This is a genomic window from Saccharopolyspora sp. NPDC002578 (assembly GCF_053592695.1).
This window is the reverse complement of sequence record NZ_JBSFWJ010000001.1, coordinates 146,781-162,772: the sequence shown is the minus strand read 5'-3', so window position 1 is coordinate 162,772 and position 15,992 is coordinate 146,781. Positions and strand designations below refer to the sequence as shown.

13 protein-coding genes are annotated in these 15,992 nt (G+C 72.3%); 4 read left to right on the top strand and 9 right to left on the bottom strand.

What is annotated here, in order from left to right:
- Positions 1 to 7: 7 nt before the first annotated feature.
- Positions 8 to 1,207: an amidohydrolase family protein gene (locus ACWD38_RS00750; RefSeq protein WP_450123020.1), complete on the bottom strand. Its 1,200-nt coding sequence runs from the start codon at positions 1,205 to 1,207 to the stop codon at positions 8 to 10.
- A gap of 256 nt (positions 1,208 to 1,463) precedes the next feature.
- Here ACWD38_RS00750 and ACWD38_RS00745 point away from each other — a divergent pair, with 256 nt between their 5' ends.
- A complete protein-coding gene (locus tag ACWD38_RS00745; RefSeq protein WP_450123019.1) occupies positions 1,464 to 4,547 on the top strand; it encodes a UvrD-helicase domain-containing protein in 3,084 nt (1,027 codons plus the stop codon).
- Positions 4,548 to 4,550: 3 nt separating this feature from the next.
- Here the strand turns inward: ACWD38_RS00745 and ACWD38_RS00740 are convergent, their stop codons facing one another.
- From ACWD38_RS00740 to ACWD38_RS00725, 4 genes are all read right to left on the bottom strand, one after another.
- Positions 4,551 to 6,227: a hypothetical protein gene (locus tag ACWD38_RS00740; RefSeq protein WP_184479275.1), complete on the bottom strand. Its 1,677-nt coding sequence runs from the start codon at positions 6,225 to 6,227 to the stop codon at positions 4,551 to 4,553.
- A 131-nt stretch (positions 6,228 to 6,358) separates the two neighbouring features.
- Positions 6,359 to 7,501: an acyl-CoA dehydrogenase family protein gene (locus ACWD38_RS00735; RefSeq protein WP_246458101.1), complete on the bottom strand. Its 1,143-nt coding sequence runs from the start codon at positions 7,499 to 7,501 to the stop codon at positions 6,359 to 6,361.
- Between the two features lie 88 nt (positions 7,502 to 7,589).
- Positions 7,590 to 7,919 (bottom strand): hypothetical protein, encoded by a 330-nt coding sequence (locus ACWD38_RS00730; protein ID WP_450123018.1) that lies wholly within the window; start codon positions 7,917 to 7,919, stop codon positions 7,590 to 7,592.
- Positions 7,920 to 8,026: 107 nt separating this feature from the next.
- The gene (locus ACWD38_RS00725; protein WP_450123017.1) at positions 8,027 to 9,019 is read right to left on the bottom strand and encodes a helix-turn-helix transcriptional regulator; all 993 of its coding nucleotides are present in this window, start codon (positions 9,017 to 9,019) and stop codon (positions 8,027 to 8,029) included.
- Between the two features lie 91 nt (positions 9,020 to 9,110).
- Between ACWD38_RS00725 and ACWD38_RS00720 the strand changes: the two genes are divergently transcribed.
- The gene (locus ACWD38_RS00720) at positions 9,111 to 9,509 is read left to right on the top strand and encodes a VOC family protein (protein ID WP_450123016.1); all 399 of its coding nucleotides are present in this window, start codon (positions 9,111 to 9,113) and stop codon (positions 9,507 to 9,509) included.
- Positions 9,510 to 9,521: 12 nt separating this feature from the next.
- On the opposite strand, the gene ACWD38_RS00715 is transcribed toward ACWD38_RS00720, so the two are convergent.
- Entirely contained in the window at positions 9,522 to 10,565 is a 1,044-nt protein-coding gene (locus ACWD38_RS00715) for an alcohol dehydrogenase catalytic domain-containing protein (protein WP_450123015.1), read from the bottom strand.
- A 326-nt stretch (positions 10,566 to 10,891) separates the two neighbouring features.
- Here ACWD38_RS00715 and ACWD38_RS00710 point away from each other — a divergent pair, with 326 nt between their 5' ends.
- Positions 10,892 to 11,470, top strand: a complete 579-nt coding sequence (locus ACWD38_RS00710; RefSeq protein WP_184479269.1) for a pyridoxamine 5'-phosphate oxidase family protein — start codon at positions 10,892 to 10,894, stop codon at positions 11,468 to 11,470.
- A 24-nt stretch (positions 11,471 to 11,494) separates the two neighbouring features.
- Here ACWD38_RS00710 and rox read toward each other — a convergent pair whose 3' ends face one another.
- The gene (gene rox, locus ACWD38_RS00705; protein ID WP_450123014.1) at positions 11,495 to 12,919 is read right to left on the bottom strand and encodes a rifampin monooxygenase; all 1,425 of its coding nucleotides are present in this window, start codon (positions 12,917 to 12,919) and stop codon (positions 11,495 to 11,497) included.
- A 427-nt stretch (positions 12,920 to 13,346) separates the two neighbouring features.
- Between rox and ACWD38_RS00700 the strand changes: the two genes are divergently transcribed.
- Complete coding sequence (locus ACWD38_RS00700) at positions 13,347 to 14,111, top strand: sulfite exporter TauE/SafE family protein (protein WP_450123013.1); 765 nt, start codon at positions 13,347 to 13,349, stop codon at positions 14,109 to 14,111.
- 55 nt (positions 14,112 to 14,166) lie between these two features.
- Here the strand turns inward: ACWD38_RS00700 and ACWD38_RS00695 are convergent, their stop codons facing one another.
- Positions 14,167 to 15,348, bottom strand: coding sequence for a tyrosine-type recombinase/integrase (locus ACWD38_RS00695; RefSeq protein ID WP_450123012.1), 1,182 nt, complete (start codon positions 15,346 to 15,348; stop codon positions 14,167 to 14,169).
- 47 nt (positions 15,349 to 15,395) lie between these two features.
- On the bottom strand, positions 15,396 to 15,986 hold the full coding sequence (locus tag ACWD38_RS00690) for a TetR/AcrR family transcriptional regulator (RefSeq protein WP_184479265.1): 591 nt from the start codon (positions 15,984 to 15,986) through the stop codon (positions 15,396 to 15,398).
- Between the last annotated feature and the right edge of the window lie 6 nt (positions 15,987 to 15,992).

Below are 15,992 nucleotides of genomic sequence, written 5' to 3'. Positions count from 1 at the left end.
GGGCGCGTCAGTTCGTTTCGGGAGTGACCGGCTCACCCCGGGCGACCACCAACCGCTGCCGGTGCAGGGCGTGGATGTCCGCGCTCGGGTCGCCGTCCACGACGAGCAGGTCGGCGTCGAAGCCCTCCGCGACGCGGCCGACGCGGCCGAGTCCGAGGGCTGCCGCCGCGCCGGTGGTGGCCATCTCCACGACGCGGCCCGGCTCCCAGCCCACGGCCTCCACGTAGTACGACAGGGCTCCGGCGTAGTTGTCGAACACGGACGTGGGCAGGCCGCCGTCGGTGCCGGGCAGGAACGTCACGCCGTGCTGGTCCATCCAGCGGACCCGGTCCAGCGCGGCCTGGAACCGCTGCTCGCCGACGAATTCGGCGAAGCCGCGCCAGTCCGGCGGGTAGGCGTGGCAGACGGCGATGCCGCGGGCTCCGATCTCGCGCGCGACGTCCTCGCGCAGGTCCGGGCCGGAGTTCTCGGCGCCCAGCCACGAGCAGTGCTCGATGGTGGAGACCCCGGCCGCGACGGCGTCGGCGATGGACTGGGCGCCGTGGGCGTGCGCGGCGACGGGAAGGCCGGCGGCGGTGGCTTCGGCGACCACGACGCGCAGTTCCTCAGCGCTGAACTGCTGCGCCCACGTCGGAGGGGAGTCCGGGGTCGTCTCCCCGCCGGAGGCCATGACCTTGATGACGTCGGCGCCGAGGTCGGCGTTGTGCCGCACCTGCGCGCGGATCGCGTCGATGCCGTCGACTTCGCCGCCGAAGAACCAGCAGTGCCCCTTCGGCGGGGTCAGGGGCGCGGCGGAACCGAGCAGGCGGGGGCCGGTGAGCTCGCCTCGGTTGATCGCGTCCCGCACCCGCAGCACCAGGCCGCGGCGATCTCCCAGGTCGCGCAGCGTCGTGACACCGGCGCGCAACGCCTGCTGGGAGCGGCCGGCGACGCCGAGCAGCAGTTCGGTGTCGTCGGCGTCGAAGTAGTGCTGCAGCATCGCGAAGCTCGCGTCCCACACCAGGTGCGCGTGACCGTTGATCAGGCCGGGCAGGATCGTCGCGCCGGGGAAGTCGCGGTGCTCGGCCCCGGCGGCGCCCGGGTGCCGGTCGATCTCGGCGCGCGGGCCGGTGGCGACGATCGTGGTCCCGTCGACGAGCACGGCGCCGCCGGGGATACGGTCGCCGTCAGGTCCGGTCAGGACGGTCTCGGCGGTCAGCAGCAGCACGGAAGGGCCTCCCAGTGATCGGGTGCGCCGACGCCCGCCGCGAGCACCGATTCGGGGTGGGTGCGCCGGAGCCGTGCAGGACTCCCTGCGGCGGCGCGTCGGGGTTCGAGCGCTCGCCGCCCCAGTGATCCGGCGAGCGCCGCCGAGGCTACTCGGCGCGGGCGGTGGCGCGGGGCGCATCGCCGGAACCCGCCGCGCACTCCGGAAATCCGCGCCCCATCTCCGCGCGGCGCCACCGGACTGGCAAGATCACCCGGTGCGCTTTTACGCCGATCTGCACATCCACTCGAAGTACTCCCGCGCGTGCAGCAAGGACTGCGACATCGAGCACCTCACCTGGTGGGCTCGGCGCAAGGGCATCTCCGTGGTGGGCACCGGGGACCTCACCCACCCCGCGTGGTTCGCGCACCTCACAGAAGTGCTGGAACCCGCCGAGCCGGGGCTGCTGCGGCTGCGGCCCGAGCGGGACCGGGAGATCACCGCGGCGATGCCCGCCAACTGCGGCGGCGACGTGCGGTTCATGCTGTCCTCGGAGATCTCCACGATCTACAAGCGCGGCGACTACACGCGCAAGATCCACCACCTGTGCTACATGCCGGACTTCGCCTCCGCCGAAGAGTTCTCCCGGCGCCTAGGAAAGATCGGCAACCTCGCCTCCGACGGGCGGCCCATCCTCGGCCTGGACTCCCGCGACCTGCTGGAGATCACCTTGGAGTGCGGCGGGTACCTGGTGCCCGCGCACGTGTGGACGCCGTGGTTCGCGGTGCTCGGCTCGAAAGCCGGGTTCAACTCCATCGACGACGCCTACCGGGACCTCGCCGACCACGTCTTCGCGCTGGAAACGGGCCTGTCCAGCGACCCGGAAATGAACTGGCGCGTGTCCGGGCTCGACCGCTACACGCTGGTCAGCCACTCCGACGCGCACTCCCCGCCGATGCTCGGGCGCGAGGCGACGGTGTTCGACACCGACCTCGACTACCACGCGATGAAGAGCGCGCTGGAAACCCGCGACGGATTCGCCGGCACCGTCGAGTTCTTCCCCGAAGAGGGCAAGTACCACCTCGACGGGCACCGCAAGTGCGGCGTGCGGCTGGAACCCGCCGACACCAAAGCACGCGGCGGGCGCTGCCCTGAATGCGCGAAACCGCTGACCGTCGGCGTGCAGCACCGCGTCGACGACCTCGCCGACCGCCCCGGCGGCGTCCGGCCGGACGGGGCCGCCGGGTTCCGCAACCTCATCCCGCTGCCGGAGATCGTCGGGGAGATCCACGGCGTCGGGCCCAAGAGCAAGAAGGTCTTCGGCGCCGTGTCCGATCTCGTGGCCGCCCACGGGCCGGAACTGGGCATCCTCGAGGACGTGCCGCTCGACGAGCTGGGGCGCAGCGACCCGCGCGTCGCCGAAGCCATCGGGCGGTTGCGCGCCGGTGAGGTCGTGCGCGACGCGGGCTTCGACGGGGAGTACGGCACCATCCGCGTGTTCCAGCCCGCCGAACTCGCGCGGCTGCGCAACGGCGACTCCTACAGCCTGTTCGACGACGACCTGTTCGCCCGGGCCGCCGAAGCACCCCGGCAGGCGGTCTCCGAACCGGAACCCCTCGCGGAACCGGCCGAAACCCCCGCCGCAGCACCGGAAACACCGGCGCACGGCGTGCTCGCCGGACTCGATCCCGATCAGCGCGCCGCCGCCGAAGTGCCCGGTGGGCCGCTGCTCATCGTCGCCGGGCCCGGCACCGGCAAGACCCGCACCGTCACCCACCGGCTCGCGCACCTCGTGCTCGAACGCGACGTGCCCGCCGCCGACTGCCTCGCGATCACCTTCACCCGCCGCGCCGCCGAAGAACTCACCGAACGCCTCCACGCGCTCATCGGCCCGGCCGCCGCCGGCATCACCGTCGGCACCTTCCACTCCTTCGGGCTGCAACTGCTGCGCGAACACCACGACGCCCTCGGGCTCAGCGCCGAGTTCACCGTCGCCGACACCGCGCGCAGGCTCGCCGTGCTCACCGAGATCACCGGCGACGACAAGACCGCCCGCCGGCTGCTGCCGAAACTCGCCGACGCCGACCCCGAGGCGGCCGACCGGTACCGGCGGCGGCTGCGGGAACTGGACCTCGTCGACTTCGACGACCTGCTCACCGAACCGGTGCGGCTGCTGGAGAACGACCCCGCGCTCGCCGAGCACTACCGGGATCGCTACCGGTGGATCACCGTCGACGAGTACCAGGACGTCGACGCCACCCAGTACCGGCTGCTGCGCGCCCTGGCGCCGCCGGAGGCGAACCTGACCGCCATCGGCGACCCCGACCAGGCGATCTACTCGTTCCGCGGCGCCGACGTCGGATTCTTCCTGCGCTTCGAGCAGGACTACCCGAGCGCGCCCGTGCACGCGCTGACGCGCAACTACCGCAGCGGACGCCACATCATCGACACCGCCGTGCGCGCCGTCGCCCCCAGCACCCTCGTGCCCGGCCGCGCCCTGCACGCCGCCGCCGACCGCGACCCGCACCGGGTGATCCGCCACGAAGCGCCCGACGAACGAGCCGAAGCCGCCTTCGTCGCCCGCGAGATCGACCGGCTGCTCGGCGGCTCGTCGTTCCACTCGCTCGACAGCGGACGCGTCGACGGCGACGGCCCCGGCGGCATCGGCTTCAACGACATCGCCGTGCTCTACCGCACCGACGCGCAATCCCGGCTGCTGCTCGACGAATTCGCCCGCGCGGGCCTGCCCGTGCAGAAGCGCTCCCACGACCCGCTCTCGGCGCGGCCGGGCGTGGACCTGCTGATCAGCGAACTCGCCCACGTCGCCGACCGCTCCGGCACCGTCCTCGACAAGCTGCGCGCCGCCGCGACGACCGTCGTGTTCACCGTCCCCGACGACGTCCAGCCCGACGTGCACCAGGCGCTGGAACTGCTCACGCCGCTGGCGTCGCGCTGCGGGCACGACCTGGAGCGGTTCCGCCGCGAAGTGCTGCTGGGCGCCGAAGTCGACACCCTCGACCCGCGTGCCGAGGCCGTCTCGCTGCTGACGCTGCACGCGTCGAAGGGCCTCGAATTCCCCGTGGTGTTCCTCGTCGGCTGCGAAGACGGCCTGCTGCCGTTGACCTGGCCCGGCTCCGAGGCCACCGCCGAGGAGATCGCCGAGGAGCGGCGGCTGTTCTTCGTCGGCGTCACCCGCGCCCAAGACCACCTGTGGCTCACCCACGCCACCCGCCGCACCCGCCACGGCCAGGTCCGCGACCGCAGTCCGTCGCCGTTCCTGACCGGCCTCGGCGACGCCGTCACCCGCCCCGACACCCCCGCCCCGCGCAAGGCCCGCGCAACCCAGCTCAGCCTGCTGTGAGGATCATGCTGTTCGCCGGGCCTCCACCGCTTCCCTGTCGTCGCGGGTGACGGTGTCGGTGATCCGCTTCGCCTTCACCTCACTGCACAACGTCGTGTAAAGCTCGAGAGCACTGCCCAAGGCGGTGGCGTAGGCCGGTGCGGCAGCGGCATGCTCGGTCTTCTCGCATTTCGCGAGCTCTGCTCGGAAAGACATGAGAATGTCCCTCAACTGCGCGGCCGTGCGACCGGAGCCGCCCAGCGACCGGGCGAACCGTGACGCGCGATCGTTCTTCATCGCGGCGATCGCGTTCTCGAGCGGATCCACTTGCGCGGCGAGTTTGGCGGTGGTGTAGCGCACCCGCTGCGCCAAGATCGCCGGATACCTCAACGACCCTCGCTGGGGTGCCTTCAAGTTGTAGTCCACCCCGAAATTCATGGCGATGTCGAGAACCTCGTGCAGCGTGTGCGCGGCCAGTCGCACGGTGTGGTCGTAATCGATGCGCCAGAACGCGAAGATGCCGAGCGCAACGGAGTTCCGCTCCTGCTTCGTGGCTCCAGCCAGCTCGCTCAAACTCAGCAACCGGGCGGTGGTGTAGGACTGCCCGGCCACGACCGGAATGCGGTGCTCGCGAGCCATGAGCGTCGAAGGGGCTTTCTCGGCGCGCACCGTGCCCGCGAATGTCCCCTTGTCCTCGCCTCGGCTCGCCGGGGTGCCGTCGGAGTGCATGCTCGTGGTGCTCGCTATGCGGTCTCCCGTGGGTTCGGCCAGCAGGCCGCGGCCCTCGGTGTCCGGTTCGCCACGGCCCTCGGGTGTCTCCCTGAAGTACTCGTAGATGTCGTGCAGGCACACCATCTTGTCCCGAACTGAGAACCGCTCGGGGTTCCGCAGCACGGAGCGGAAGTCGCCGCGGAAGCGCGTGTGATGGCGGGGTTCCTTCGCATCGAAGTGTCGCTGATAGGGACCGAAGTGTTGCTTCTCCCCACCTTGTCCCTCTCCCAACCCGGTGGTGAGCTGATCGAGGATTTTGTCGAGATCCCGCGGTCGCTCCTCGTCCTTCGCGGCAGAGGCGATCCAACCCTCGACCCTGCGCAGCACGCTGTCGACGTCGGCGGAGACTTGGGGATCAGTGACAATGGCGCGGGCGTAGCGCTTCTCCTCGCGGCGCCCCGGTTTCTGCAGGACCCAGCCGACCAGCGCTCGCCCCGCCTCCTCGTAGTCGCGGTAGGTCCGCCACTGGTTCTTCCTGCCGAACTTGTGGTTCTCGTCTGCGCCACCGCCTATCGCGGAGTCCTTCACCCACTTGTCCGCCTGGTCAGCGATCGCGGCTTCGTTCTTGGCGAACTCTTCTTGCAACGTCGAGTCCCCGGACTCTTGAACAGCCGTGCGAACCTCGGCCATCAAGTCCGCTGCGGTCTTCAACGGCAGGTTCCCGAGACGACGAGCGGGGTCATCGCTATGGACGTTGGTGTTCACCTTGACGTAGCGCTGCACGCAGCGGTCTTCCGGACTTCGCGAGGATCCTGCCGACGGCAGGTCGCCGCGGCGGCGCTGCTCCACCCACGAGGCCACGGCGGCGTTGCCGACCCGCCCGTGCCAGGCGAGCATCTGCTGGACGGTGGGACCGGCATCCGCCGCCGGCGCCTTCGCGGTGCGATCGGTCCGCTCTGAGGGGCCGGTCGTTCGGTGTCGTGCGTGCATGAGACCAACCCCTCCTCGAAGAACCGTCACTACCGGTGTATCGGGAGTGACGGGCGAAGTGGAGGTCCGGGAGGGCAGCGTCGAGGGCAGCACACCTACCCACCCGACTCAGCCTGCTGGGACGCGCGACCTCAGAGCAGTCCGGACGGCGCCGCATCCAAGCCGAGCAGCAGGATGCCGAAGTCGTCCTCGACGACGTGCGAGGTGAACTGCACGTGCCGCGACCCGACCGCGAAGTCCCGCCAGTACCGCTGCAACGGGTTCGCGGCGTCCAGCCCGCTGGAACCGTGCAGGTCCAGCAGATCCTCCAGCGCGCTGCGGCACTCGCGCACCGCGGTGATCAGATCCAGCCGCAACCGGGCCCGCTCCTCGGCGGGGAGGGCCTCGCCGGGCGGGGCGGCTTCGAGGGCTTCGGCGATGCCGAGCATCCGCCGGTGCGCGGTGTCGATGCCGTGCGCGGCGACGGCGAGGTTCCTGCGGGCACCGGGCGAATCGGCCATCGTCGCATGACCCGGGTTCGGCGAGGTGCGCTTGGCGACGACCTCGGTCACCACGTCCAGCGCGCCGCGCGCGGCGCCCCACAGCGGGGCGAACAGCCCGACCGCGATCGCCAGGTTCGACAGCGACGCCCCGATCCGGGCCAGATCCAGCAGGTGCGAATCGGGGATCCACACGTCCTCGCCGACCAGCGTGTGGCTGCCGGTGCCGCCCAGCCCCGCCATGTTCCAGTCCCGCTCGACGGTCAGATCGCGGGTGCGGGCGAACACCGCGCCGGGCCGCGCCGGGCGATCTCCCTCCGCCGGGAGCTGCACCGACAGCATCGCCCATTCGGCCAGTTCGCAGCCCGACGCGTACGGCCACCGGCCGGAGACGCGCAGCCCGCCGGGCTCGCGGACGGCGGTGCCGGTGCGGGCCGATGAGCACACCACGGCGTCGACGTCGCGGAACGCGTCCGCGTACGCCTCGTCGGTGGTGCCGATCTGCAGCAGGCTCTTCGCTTCGTAGGTCGTGGCCGCCACCCACGCCGTCGACGGGCAGCCCCGTCCGAGCTCTGCCAGGAACCTGACCCGCGTGGTGAGACCGGCTTCGAGGCCGCCGTCGGATCGGCGCACGCCCAGCGCGAACGCGCCGGCGGCCCGGGCGGCGGCCGCACTCGCCGCCGTGATCCGCCGGTCCCGCTCGGTGGCCGGGGCTTCGGCCGCTGCTCGCTCGGCCGCGGTGCGGGCTGCGTCGAGCAGCGAGGCGACCGAGCCGCCGATGATGTCCGTTGTCATGAGCACGCGAACATTCCAAGATCGACATCTATTCCCGGGATCCGGGAAAGCACGATCCGCGTCACCGCCGCGGACCGGACGGTCCACTTCAACCCGGCAGCTCCCCGCGTTCGACGCGGTACTGCTCGACGAGCACCTCGAACTCCGCCGGATCACCCCGCCGCAGCACCACCTCCCGCCCGGTCAACGCGCGGACCCGGTCGCCGATCCGCTCGGCGACCTCGGCCGACGCGATGATCGCGACGACCAGGCACACGGCGGCGCCCACGTCGCGGACGGTGAACGTCCACGGCACCTCGCACGGCCCCTGGTGCTCCGGTTCGGGGCACAGCAGCAGTGCGATCGGCTCCTGCCACGTCAACGCCTCCCGCGTCGACGCGCAGCCCCGCACCTGGACCTCGTACACGCCCGCCACCATCGGTCTCCTCACGATCTCGGTGCGCCCCACGCTAGGCATCCGCACCGCCGGGACCATCGGGGTTCCCACCGACCCGGCCCCCGGGCGGACCCGCGGGTGGTGCGCCGCTAGTCGTCGAGCTCCGCGTCCGCGCTGCGCGGGCGTCGCCGGGCCGAGCGCGCGAGCCGGTCGGCGAACGCCACGACGAGCTCGCGCAGCTCGTCCGGCCGTTCGACGGCGAACGGCAGGTCCAGCGCCGCGAGCACCCCGGGCACCCAGTCGAGCCGCTGCGCCCGCAGCTCCACGCGGGACCAGCCCGCCGACTCCTCCGCCACGACCGCGAGGCCGGCGGGGAGCCGCGCGCGGACCTGCTCGGCGGTCCCCTGGACCCGCAGCACCACCTCGTACCGGTAGGGGGCGGTGGCGATGCCCGTCAAAACCCGCTGCGCGGGGTCGACCTCCGCGGGCCGCTCGAACGAGCCCGGCAGGGTCCGCGCGTCGGCGATCCGATCCAGCCGGAAAGTCCGCTGCTCGCCGATCTCGGGGTCGGTCCCGGACACGTACCACCGGCCGGAGTGGGCGACCAGCCCGTGGGGATGCAGGGTGCGTTCGCTGCGGCGGCCGTCGGCGGCGGTGTAGCGGATCGCGACCGGCCGGTGGTGGGTGACGGCGTCGGCGATCGGCAGCAGCACCCCGGTCTCCGGGACGGCCCGCGCACCGGCCGCCGCGGTGAACGACAGGGACCCGAGCACGGCGTCGAGCCTGCGGCCGAGCCGTTCCGGCAGCACCCGCCGGATCTTCGCCGCCGCCGTCTCGCTCGCCGCGCCCGCGGCCGTCGTCAACCCGGCGCGGCGTCCCGCGACCAGGCCGAGCAGCACCGCGAGCGCCTCGTCATCGTCGAGCATCAACGGCGGCATCCGGTAACCGGCGGCCAGCCGATATCCGCCGTATCGACCGCGCACCGACTCGACGGGCACGTCGAGGTCGAGCAGGTGCTCGACGTAGCGCCGCACCGTGCGCTCGTCCACGCCGAGCCGGTCGGCGAGTTCGCCCACCGTGCGGGTCCCTCCCGACTGCAGGAGTTCCAGCAGGGCCAGCACGCGGGCGGTGGGGCGGGGCATGCCGGCAATTCTCCCGCGAATACCGGGCGGATCGTGCCCGGTATCGGTCGTAGCGTGCGCTCACCAGCACCGATCCGACAGGGAGCACCCCGTGGACTTCGTCTCGATCCGCATCATCACCGCCGACGTCAACCGGCTCGTCGACTTCTACGAGCGCGCCACCGCCGTGCGCGCGGACCGGGCCGGTGAGGACTTCGCCGAGCTCCGGACCGCCTCGGCCACCCTCGCGATCGCGAGCACCCGCACCGTCGCGCTGTTCGGCCCCGGCTCGGCCGACCCCGCGAGCAACCGCAGCGTCATCGTCGAGTTCCGCGTCGACGACGTCGACGAGGTGCACCGGAACCTGACCGGCGTCGTGGACGAGTTCGTCACCGAACCCACCACGATGCCGTGGGGCAACCGCTCGCTGCTGCTGCGCGACCCCGACGGCAACCTCGTCAACTTCTTCACGCCCGTCACCCCGGCGGCCATCGCGAAGTTCGCCCGCTGAGGCCCGGCCGGATCACGGCTCGACGAGGACCTTGAGGCTCGTGCGGCGGTCCATGTCCCGGTACCCGTCGGGGACGCCGTCGAGGCCGGTGGTGGCGTCGAAGACCTTCCCCGGTTCGATCGTGCCGTCGAGGATGGCGGGCATCAGCTCCTCGACGTAGGCGCGCACCGGGGCGGGGCCACCGGCCAACCGGATGTTGCGGCCGAACAGGCTGGCGAACCCGACGGGCGCTTCCTCGTACTGCGGGACGCCGACGCGGCTGATCACGCCGCCGGGGCGCACGACGCCGAGGGCCTGCTCGTAGGCGGGCATGTGCCCGACGGCTTCGAGCACCACGTGCGAGCCGTGCCCGCCGGTGAGCTCGCGGACCCGCTCGACGCCCTCGTCGCCGCGTTCGGCGACGACGTCGGTGGCGCCGAACTCGCGACCCAGGTCGGTGCGGTCGCGGTGGCGGCCCATGAGCACGATCTGCTCGGCGCCGAGGCGCTGCGCCGAGAGCACCGACAGCAGGCCCACGGCGCCGTCACCGATCACGGTCACCCGGCTGCCCCGGGTCACGCCGCCCATCTTCGCGGCGTGGTAGCCGGTGCCGTACACGTCGGCGAGGGTCAGCAGCGACGGCACGAGCGCCGAATCGGGCGCGACGGGCAGCTTCACCAAGGTGCCGTCGGCCAGCGGCACGCGCACCGCTTCGGACTGGCCGCCCTCCTCGGGCATGCCGTCCCAGAAGTTCGCCTCCGGGTGCGAGCAGGACGTGTGCAGGTTCTCGCGGCAGAACTCGCAGGTGTTGTCGGAGATCGCGAACGGCGCCACGACCAGGTCGCCCCGGGACAGCGTGGTGACCTCCGAGCCGACGTCCGCCACGACGCCGATCAGCTCGTGTCCCATCCGCACGGGACCGTCGGCCGCCTGCATCGAGTGGTACGGGTGCAGGTCGCTGCCGCAGATGCAGGAAGCGGTGACGCGCACCAGCGCGTCGGTCGGGTGCTTGAGCACGGAGTCCGGGACGTTCTCGACCCGGACGTCGCCGGCGCCGTACATGAGCGTTGCGCGCATCAGAAGTTCTCCACGGGTTGATTCGGATGCCCCCGGGCGCGGATGTCGAACGCCCGGTGCAGGTGGGCCGCCTCGGGCCTCACTGTCCTAGGAGGCAGGGGCCGCCGCCCGGTGGTGCCGGACGGCGAGGGCGACCGCGGGAACGAGGGTCGGCGCGGCGCGGGCAGCGGCCACGTTCACGACCGCCCGGAACGCCCCGGCCGCCGGTGTCGTCACGAACCGCGCTACCAGCAGCAGCGCGAAGCTCGCACCGACCGCGGCGCAGCGAGCCGAGAACTCCCCGCGAACGTGAGGAATTCTCTTGTTCCGCCGGTGATAATCGGTGGATGGGAACCACCTACGCGAGCCTCGACCAGCGATTGCGGACGTTCATCGCCGAGCAGCCGGTGTTCTTCGTGGCCACCGCGCCGCTGTCCGGCGACGGCCACGTCAACCTCTCCCCGAAGGGCCGTTCGGGCACGCTGCTGGTCCTCGACGAGCACACCGTGGCCTACCTCGACTTCGGCGGCAGCCACGCCGAGACCATCGCGCACCTGCGGGAGAACTCCCGCATCACGCTCATGTGGTGCGCGTTCACCGGACCGCCGAAGGTGCTGCGCGTGCACGGGCGCGGCACCCCCGTGTTCCGCGACGACCCCCGGTTCACCGAGCTGATCGAGCGGTTCGGCGACGCCGACGCGCCTGCGCTGCGGGCGATCATCGTCGTGGCCGCCGAGCGCATCAGCGACTCCTGCGGATTCGCCGTGCCGTTCATGGACTACCGCGAGGAACGCGACCTGCACGCCCGCCACTTCGCCCGCAAGAGCGACGAGGAGTTCGCGGCCTACTGCGAGAAGAAGGAGCACATCGCGACCAGCATCGACGACCTGCCGGGCCTGCCGCTGCCGTTGCCGCCCCGCGGCTGAACCGCGGCGCGCCGCGGCCTTCGCTCAGGCGGCGTCGCCGAACCACCGCGCGAGCTCACCGCGCAGCGAACCTTGATCGGCACCGGTCCACGCCACGTGCCCGTCGGGGCGCAGCAGCACCGCGGGCACGTCGAGCTCCTCGCTGACGTCGACGACGTGATCGACCCGATCGGCCCAGCCCCGCGCGCTGAGCCGCCCGGTCTGGTCGAGCAGCACTCCGCGCCCGGCGCGCATCAGCTCGTACAGTCGCCCCCGCTTGAGCTCGACGTCCCGCAGCCGCCGCCCGAGCAGTTCGTGGCCGTCGCCGAAGTCGTAGCGGACACCGATCGCGGTGATCTTCTCGATCAGGTACCGGTTGACCTCCTCGAACGTCATCAGTTCCGCCAACAGCCCCCGCACGGCGCGCGCACCCGGCTCGGCCGACAGCAGCTCCATCTGCGCGCGGGTGTTGTCCAGCACCGACGCCGCCACCGGATGCCGCTCCGCGTGGTAGGTGTCGAGCAGGCCCTCCGGTGCCCAGCCCGCGACCTCGGCGGCCAGCTTCCAGCCGAGGTTGAACGCGTCCTGCACCCCGAGGTTCAAGCCCTGCCCACCGGTCGGCGGGTGCACGTGCGCCGCGTCGCCCGCCAGGAACACGCGGCCCGACCGGTAGCGCTCCGCCAACCGGGTCGCGTCGCCGAAGCGCGACAGCGAACGCGGGGAGTGCGCGCCGAAGTCGGTCCCGGCGAACGCCCGCGTCCGCCGCTTGAGCTCGTCGAGCGTCGGCGGCAGCGCGCGGTCCTCGGACACTCCCTCGGCGGGCACGATGAACCGGTACCTGCCGTCCCCGAGCGGCATGGTGCCGAACCGCAGGTGCGTCTTGCGGACCTCGGCGATCACCGCCGCCATCTCCTCCGGCGACGCGGTCACCTCCACCTCGCCCAGCAGCGTCTCGTTCCTGGCGGGCTCGCCGGGGAAGCCGACGCCCAGCAGTCCGCGCACCGTGCTGCGCCCGCCGTCGCACCCCACCAGGAACCGCGACCGCAGCCTGGTGCCGTCGGCCAGTTCGGCGCTGACGCCGTGCTCGTCCTGCTCCAGCGCGACCAGTTCGGCGCCGCGCCGGATCCGCGCGCCGAGGCCGGTGGCGTGCTCGGTCAGCAGGCGTTCGGTGCTGCGCTGCGGGATGGCCAGTACGTAGGAGTGCGCGGTGTCGAGGTGCTGCGGCCACCTCTCGCTGATCCCCGCGAAGAAACCGCCCGCCACCACCTTGTTGCCGACGTCCAGGAACCGCTCCAGCAGACCGCGCTGATCCAGCACCTCGATGCTGCGCACGTGCAGGCCCAGCGCCCGGACCTGCTCGACCGGCGCCGCTTCCCGCTCCAGCACGGCCACGTCCACGCCGTGCAACCGCAACTCACCGGCCAGCATCAGACCGGTGGGCCCACCGCCCACCACGATCACGTCGTGCATGCGTCCCCCATCGACTTGCTCGTGCCACGCACCCGATTTCCGCAGGTGACGGCTTCAGCGGGAGAGTGTGCGGCACGACGGGGGTCTTGCCGCAAGCCCCCGGGTGCGCTATACGTTGAGAGTGGCAGGGAGACGACGAGCTCCTTGCCTTTTCTCATGCCCGCCGCCGTCATCCCTCCGGTGGCGCGGGGCCGCGAAGGGCAGATCAATTCGTCACCGTGACCGAATTCGATCATGGTTCTGCTCCCGCCGCGATCACGCTCAGGTCGTTCGATCCGGCCGCACCGGGCGGCGCTACTCCGGTGTGATCACGACCCGGTAGCTTGGGCCCGCGTTGCCCGAGCAGTGCCGGACCGCCCCGGCCGAGGGAGGAGACAGCCGTGCCGTTGACCCGCGTCGGCGCCATCGACCGAACCGCGACAGCGCCGTGACGGGCCTCGGCGTTCCCGTGCTGGTCCTGCTGGGACTGTTCGGGCTCATCGGAGGAATCGGCATCACCGCCGTCGGACCGGGCGGCGTGCTGCCCACGATCGGCCTGTTCGCGCTGACCGACCTCTCACCCGCGCAAGTCGCGGGCACGGCCATCGTCACCCACGTCGCGACCGGCGCCCTCGGCACGATCGCCTACACCCGGTCCGGTCAGCTGCGCGAACCCGAAACCCGCCGCACCGCGCTGATCCTGGCCGCCACCGCCGTGCTCGGCACGCCGATCGGGGTGCTGCTCAACACCCTCGTGTCGCAGCGCGCCTTCGGCATCGTGCTCGCCGTGCTCGTGACCCTGGTGGCCTGCCTGATGTGGTACCGCGAACGCGGCGAGCCGGAGGAGACGCGGGCGCACCCACCGGGGGCGCGCGTGGTGGTGCTCGGGCTGGCGGTGGCCGTCGTCTCCGGCATCGTCGGCATCGGCGGGCCGATGCTCACCGTGCCGCTGCTGGTGGCGCTGCGCGTGCCGGTGCTCGAAGCTCTCGCCGCCGCCCAAGCGCAGTCGGTCGTCATCGCCGGCGTCGGCACGCTGGGCTACCTCGCGCACGGCGCCATCGACTGGCCGCTGGCCGCGCTCGTCGGCATCCCCGAACTGGCCGGTGTGCTGCTGGGCTGGAAGATCGCCCACGCCCTGCCCACCCGCAGCCTCAAGTTCGCGCTGATCATCACCCTGTTCGCGCTGGCGCCCTACTTGGCGCTGCACGGCTGACCGGGCGCCGAGCCGGAAACGCCTCAGCGCGGCCCCGAACGATCGCCGCTGGAGGTCACCGGGCGGGCAGCCAACCGCGGTGCAGCGCGGGGGACAGCTCGTGGGCCGCCGACTGCTCCAGGCCGTCCGCGTCGTGCAGGTAGCCCTCGGTCGTCGACAGCGCGGCGTGGCCGAGGTCGTGCTGCACCTGGCGCGGTTCGGCGCCGCGGGTGATCGCGTGCGTGGCGTAGGAGTGCCGCGCCGAATGCGGGTGGATCGAGTCGCGCAGCGGACCCAGGTGAGCGGCGATGAGCGCGGCCTGCTCCCCCGCCAGCAGCTCCCGCAGCCACCGGGAACGCGGCGCGGGCGCGTCTGGTGCGGGCGCGAACGTCGCGCACAGCCGCCGCAGCACCGCCTGCACGTGGGAAACGTGCACCCGCCGCCCGGTCCCGGTGATCAGCAGCGGCCGGGGCGCGCGGTGGCCGACCTGGCCCGGCAACGCCGGAACCGCCGTCTCGCCGCGCACCGCCAGGTACGCCTCGACGGCGTCGGCGACGGGCGCGGCCAGCGCGACCCGGCGGTCCTTGGCGCCCTTGCCGTGCACCCGCAGCGCGGCGGAACCACCCGGTGTGGGCCGGTGGTAGTCGTCGAGGTTCACCCCGACCAGTTCCTCCGCGCGCACCCCGGTACCGATCAGCACCTCGACCATGGCGCGGTCGCGCAGCCCGTTGCGGCTCTCCCCGGCCAGCAGGTGCGCGGCCAGCAGCAGCGCCCGGCACGCCTCGAACGACCACATAGCCGTCTGCGACGGCGTCCCGCTCGCCCGGTTGAGGTGCTGGGCGGAGCGATCGACCAGCGCCGCCGGGTTGTGCGCGGCGAGACCTTCGCGCAGCAGGTACTTCTGGTAGAACGCCGAGACCGCCGAGAGCATCCGGGCCCGCGTCGCGTCCCGGTACCCGGCGCGCGCGAGCTCCTCCAGCCACCGCTCGACGTGCTCGACGCGCACGTCGGCGAACGAGGCGAAGTCGTTGCGCACGCACCAGTTGAGCCATTCCAGCCCGGTCGGTTCGGCGCGCCGCGACCGGCCCCGGCGACGTCCCGGTTCCGGCGCCCGGTAGCCGGGGACCCAGTCCAGCGGGATGCCGAGATCGGTGGCGTAGGCGACGCGGGTGTTCAGCGACGCGTAGATCCGCAGGAACTCCGCGAAGCGCTCCCGGCCGGACTTGCCGGCCTCCTCGAGCACCGCCACCTCGGTCATGAACTCCCGCTCCTCGTCTGAACCGCTCCCCGTCGCCGCGCACCCCGTCATCGGCCGGGCCGCCCGCGGATGCCGTCGAGCAGGTACCGGGTGCGGCGGTCGTAGTCGGGGCGGCGCGGCAGGGGCCCGTGCTTGAGGGCGAGCGCGTTGTCGTGGAACAGCGCCTGCAGGTCGTCGGCCGTGAACTCCGGCCGCAGCGCGCCGGAGTCCCGGCCCGCCGCGATCAGCTCGTCGTTGATCTCGCCTGCCGCCCGGCAGATCCCCATGAGGTGCTGCGAGTGCGGGAAGACCTGCAGCATGACGTCGTTGGCGGCGGGCTGGCGGTACTGCAGGTCGCGCAGCGCGGTGAAGTAGTGCTCGATCCGCTGCGCGACGTCGTCGATGCCGCGGGTGCGGTCGATGATCGCGTGCAGCTCGTCGGCGACGACCTCTTCGATGACGGCTTCGACGAGGCCGATCCGGCCGCCGAACCGGTTGAAGATCGTCGCCTTGCTCACGCCCGCGGCTTCGGCGACCTCTTCGAGCCGCACGGTCAGCCCCCGGCCGCGGAAGGCGTCGATCGCGGCGCGGCGGATCTGCTCGGAGTTGCGCCGGGCATCGGCGCGAAGCCGAGGCGGCGTGGGTGCTTCGCCTGCCATGTACCT

Coding starts and splice junctions, on each gene's coding strand:
- ACWD38_RS00715 (WP_450123015.1), bottom strand. CDS start 10,565: ATGCGCGCAACGCTCATGTACGGCGCCGGCGACGTCCGGGTCGAGAAC.
- ACWD38_RS00695 (WP_450123012.1), bottom strand. CDS start 15,348: ATGACCGAGGTGGCGGTGCTCGAGGAGGCCGGCAAGTCCGGCCGGGAG.
- ACWD38_RS00690 (WP_184479265.1), bottom strand. CDS start 15,986: ATGGCAGGCGAAGCACCCACGCCGCCTCGGCTTCGCGCCGATGCCCGG.
- ACWD38_RS00740 (WP_184479275.1), bottom strand. CDS start 6,227: ATGCACGCACGACACCGAACGACCGGCCCCTCAGAGCGGACCGATCGC.
- ACWD38_RS00730 (WP_450123018.1), bottom strand. CDS start 7,919: ATGGTGGCGGGCGTGTACGAGGTCCAGGTGCGGGGCTGCGCGTCGACG.
- rox (WP_450123014.1), bottom strand. CDS start 12,919: ATGCACGACGTGATCGTGGTGGGCGGTGGGCCCACCGGTCTGATGCTG.
- ACWD38_RS00735 (WP_246458101.1), bottom strand. CDS start 7,501: ATGACAACGGACATCATCGGCGGCTCGGTCGCCTCGCTGCTCGACGCA.
- ACWD38_RS00725 (WP_450123017.1), bottom strand. CDS start 9,019: ATGCCCCGCCCCACCGCCCGCGTGCTGGCCCTGCTGGAACTCCTGCAG.
- ACWD38_RS00710 (WP_184479269.1), top strand. CDS start 10,892: ATGGGAACCACCTACGCGAGCCTCGACCAGCGATTGCGGACGTTCATC.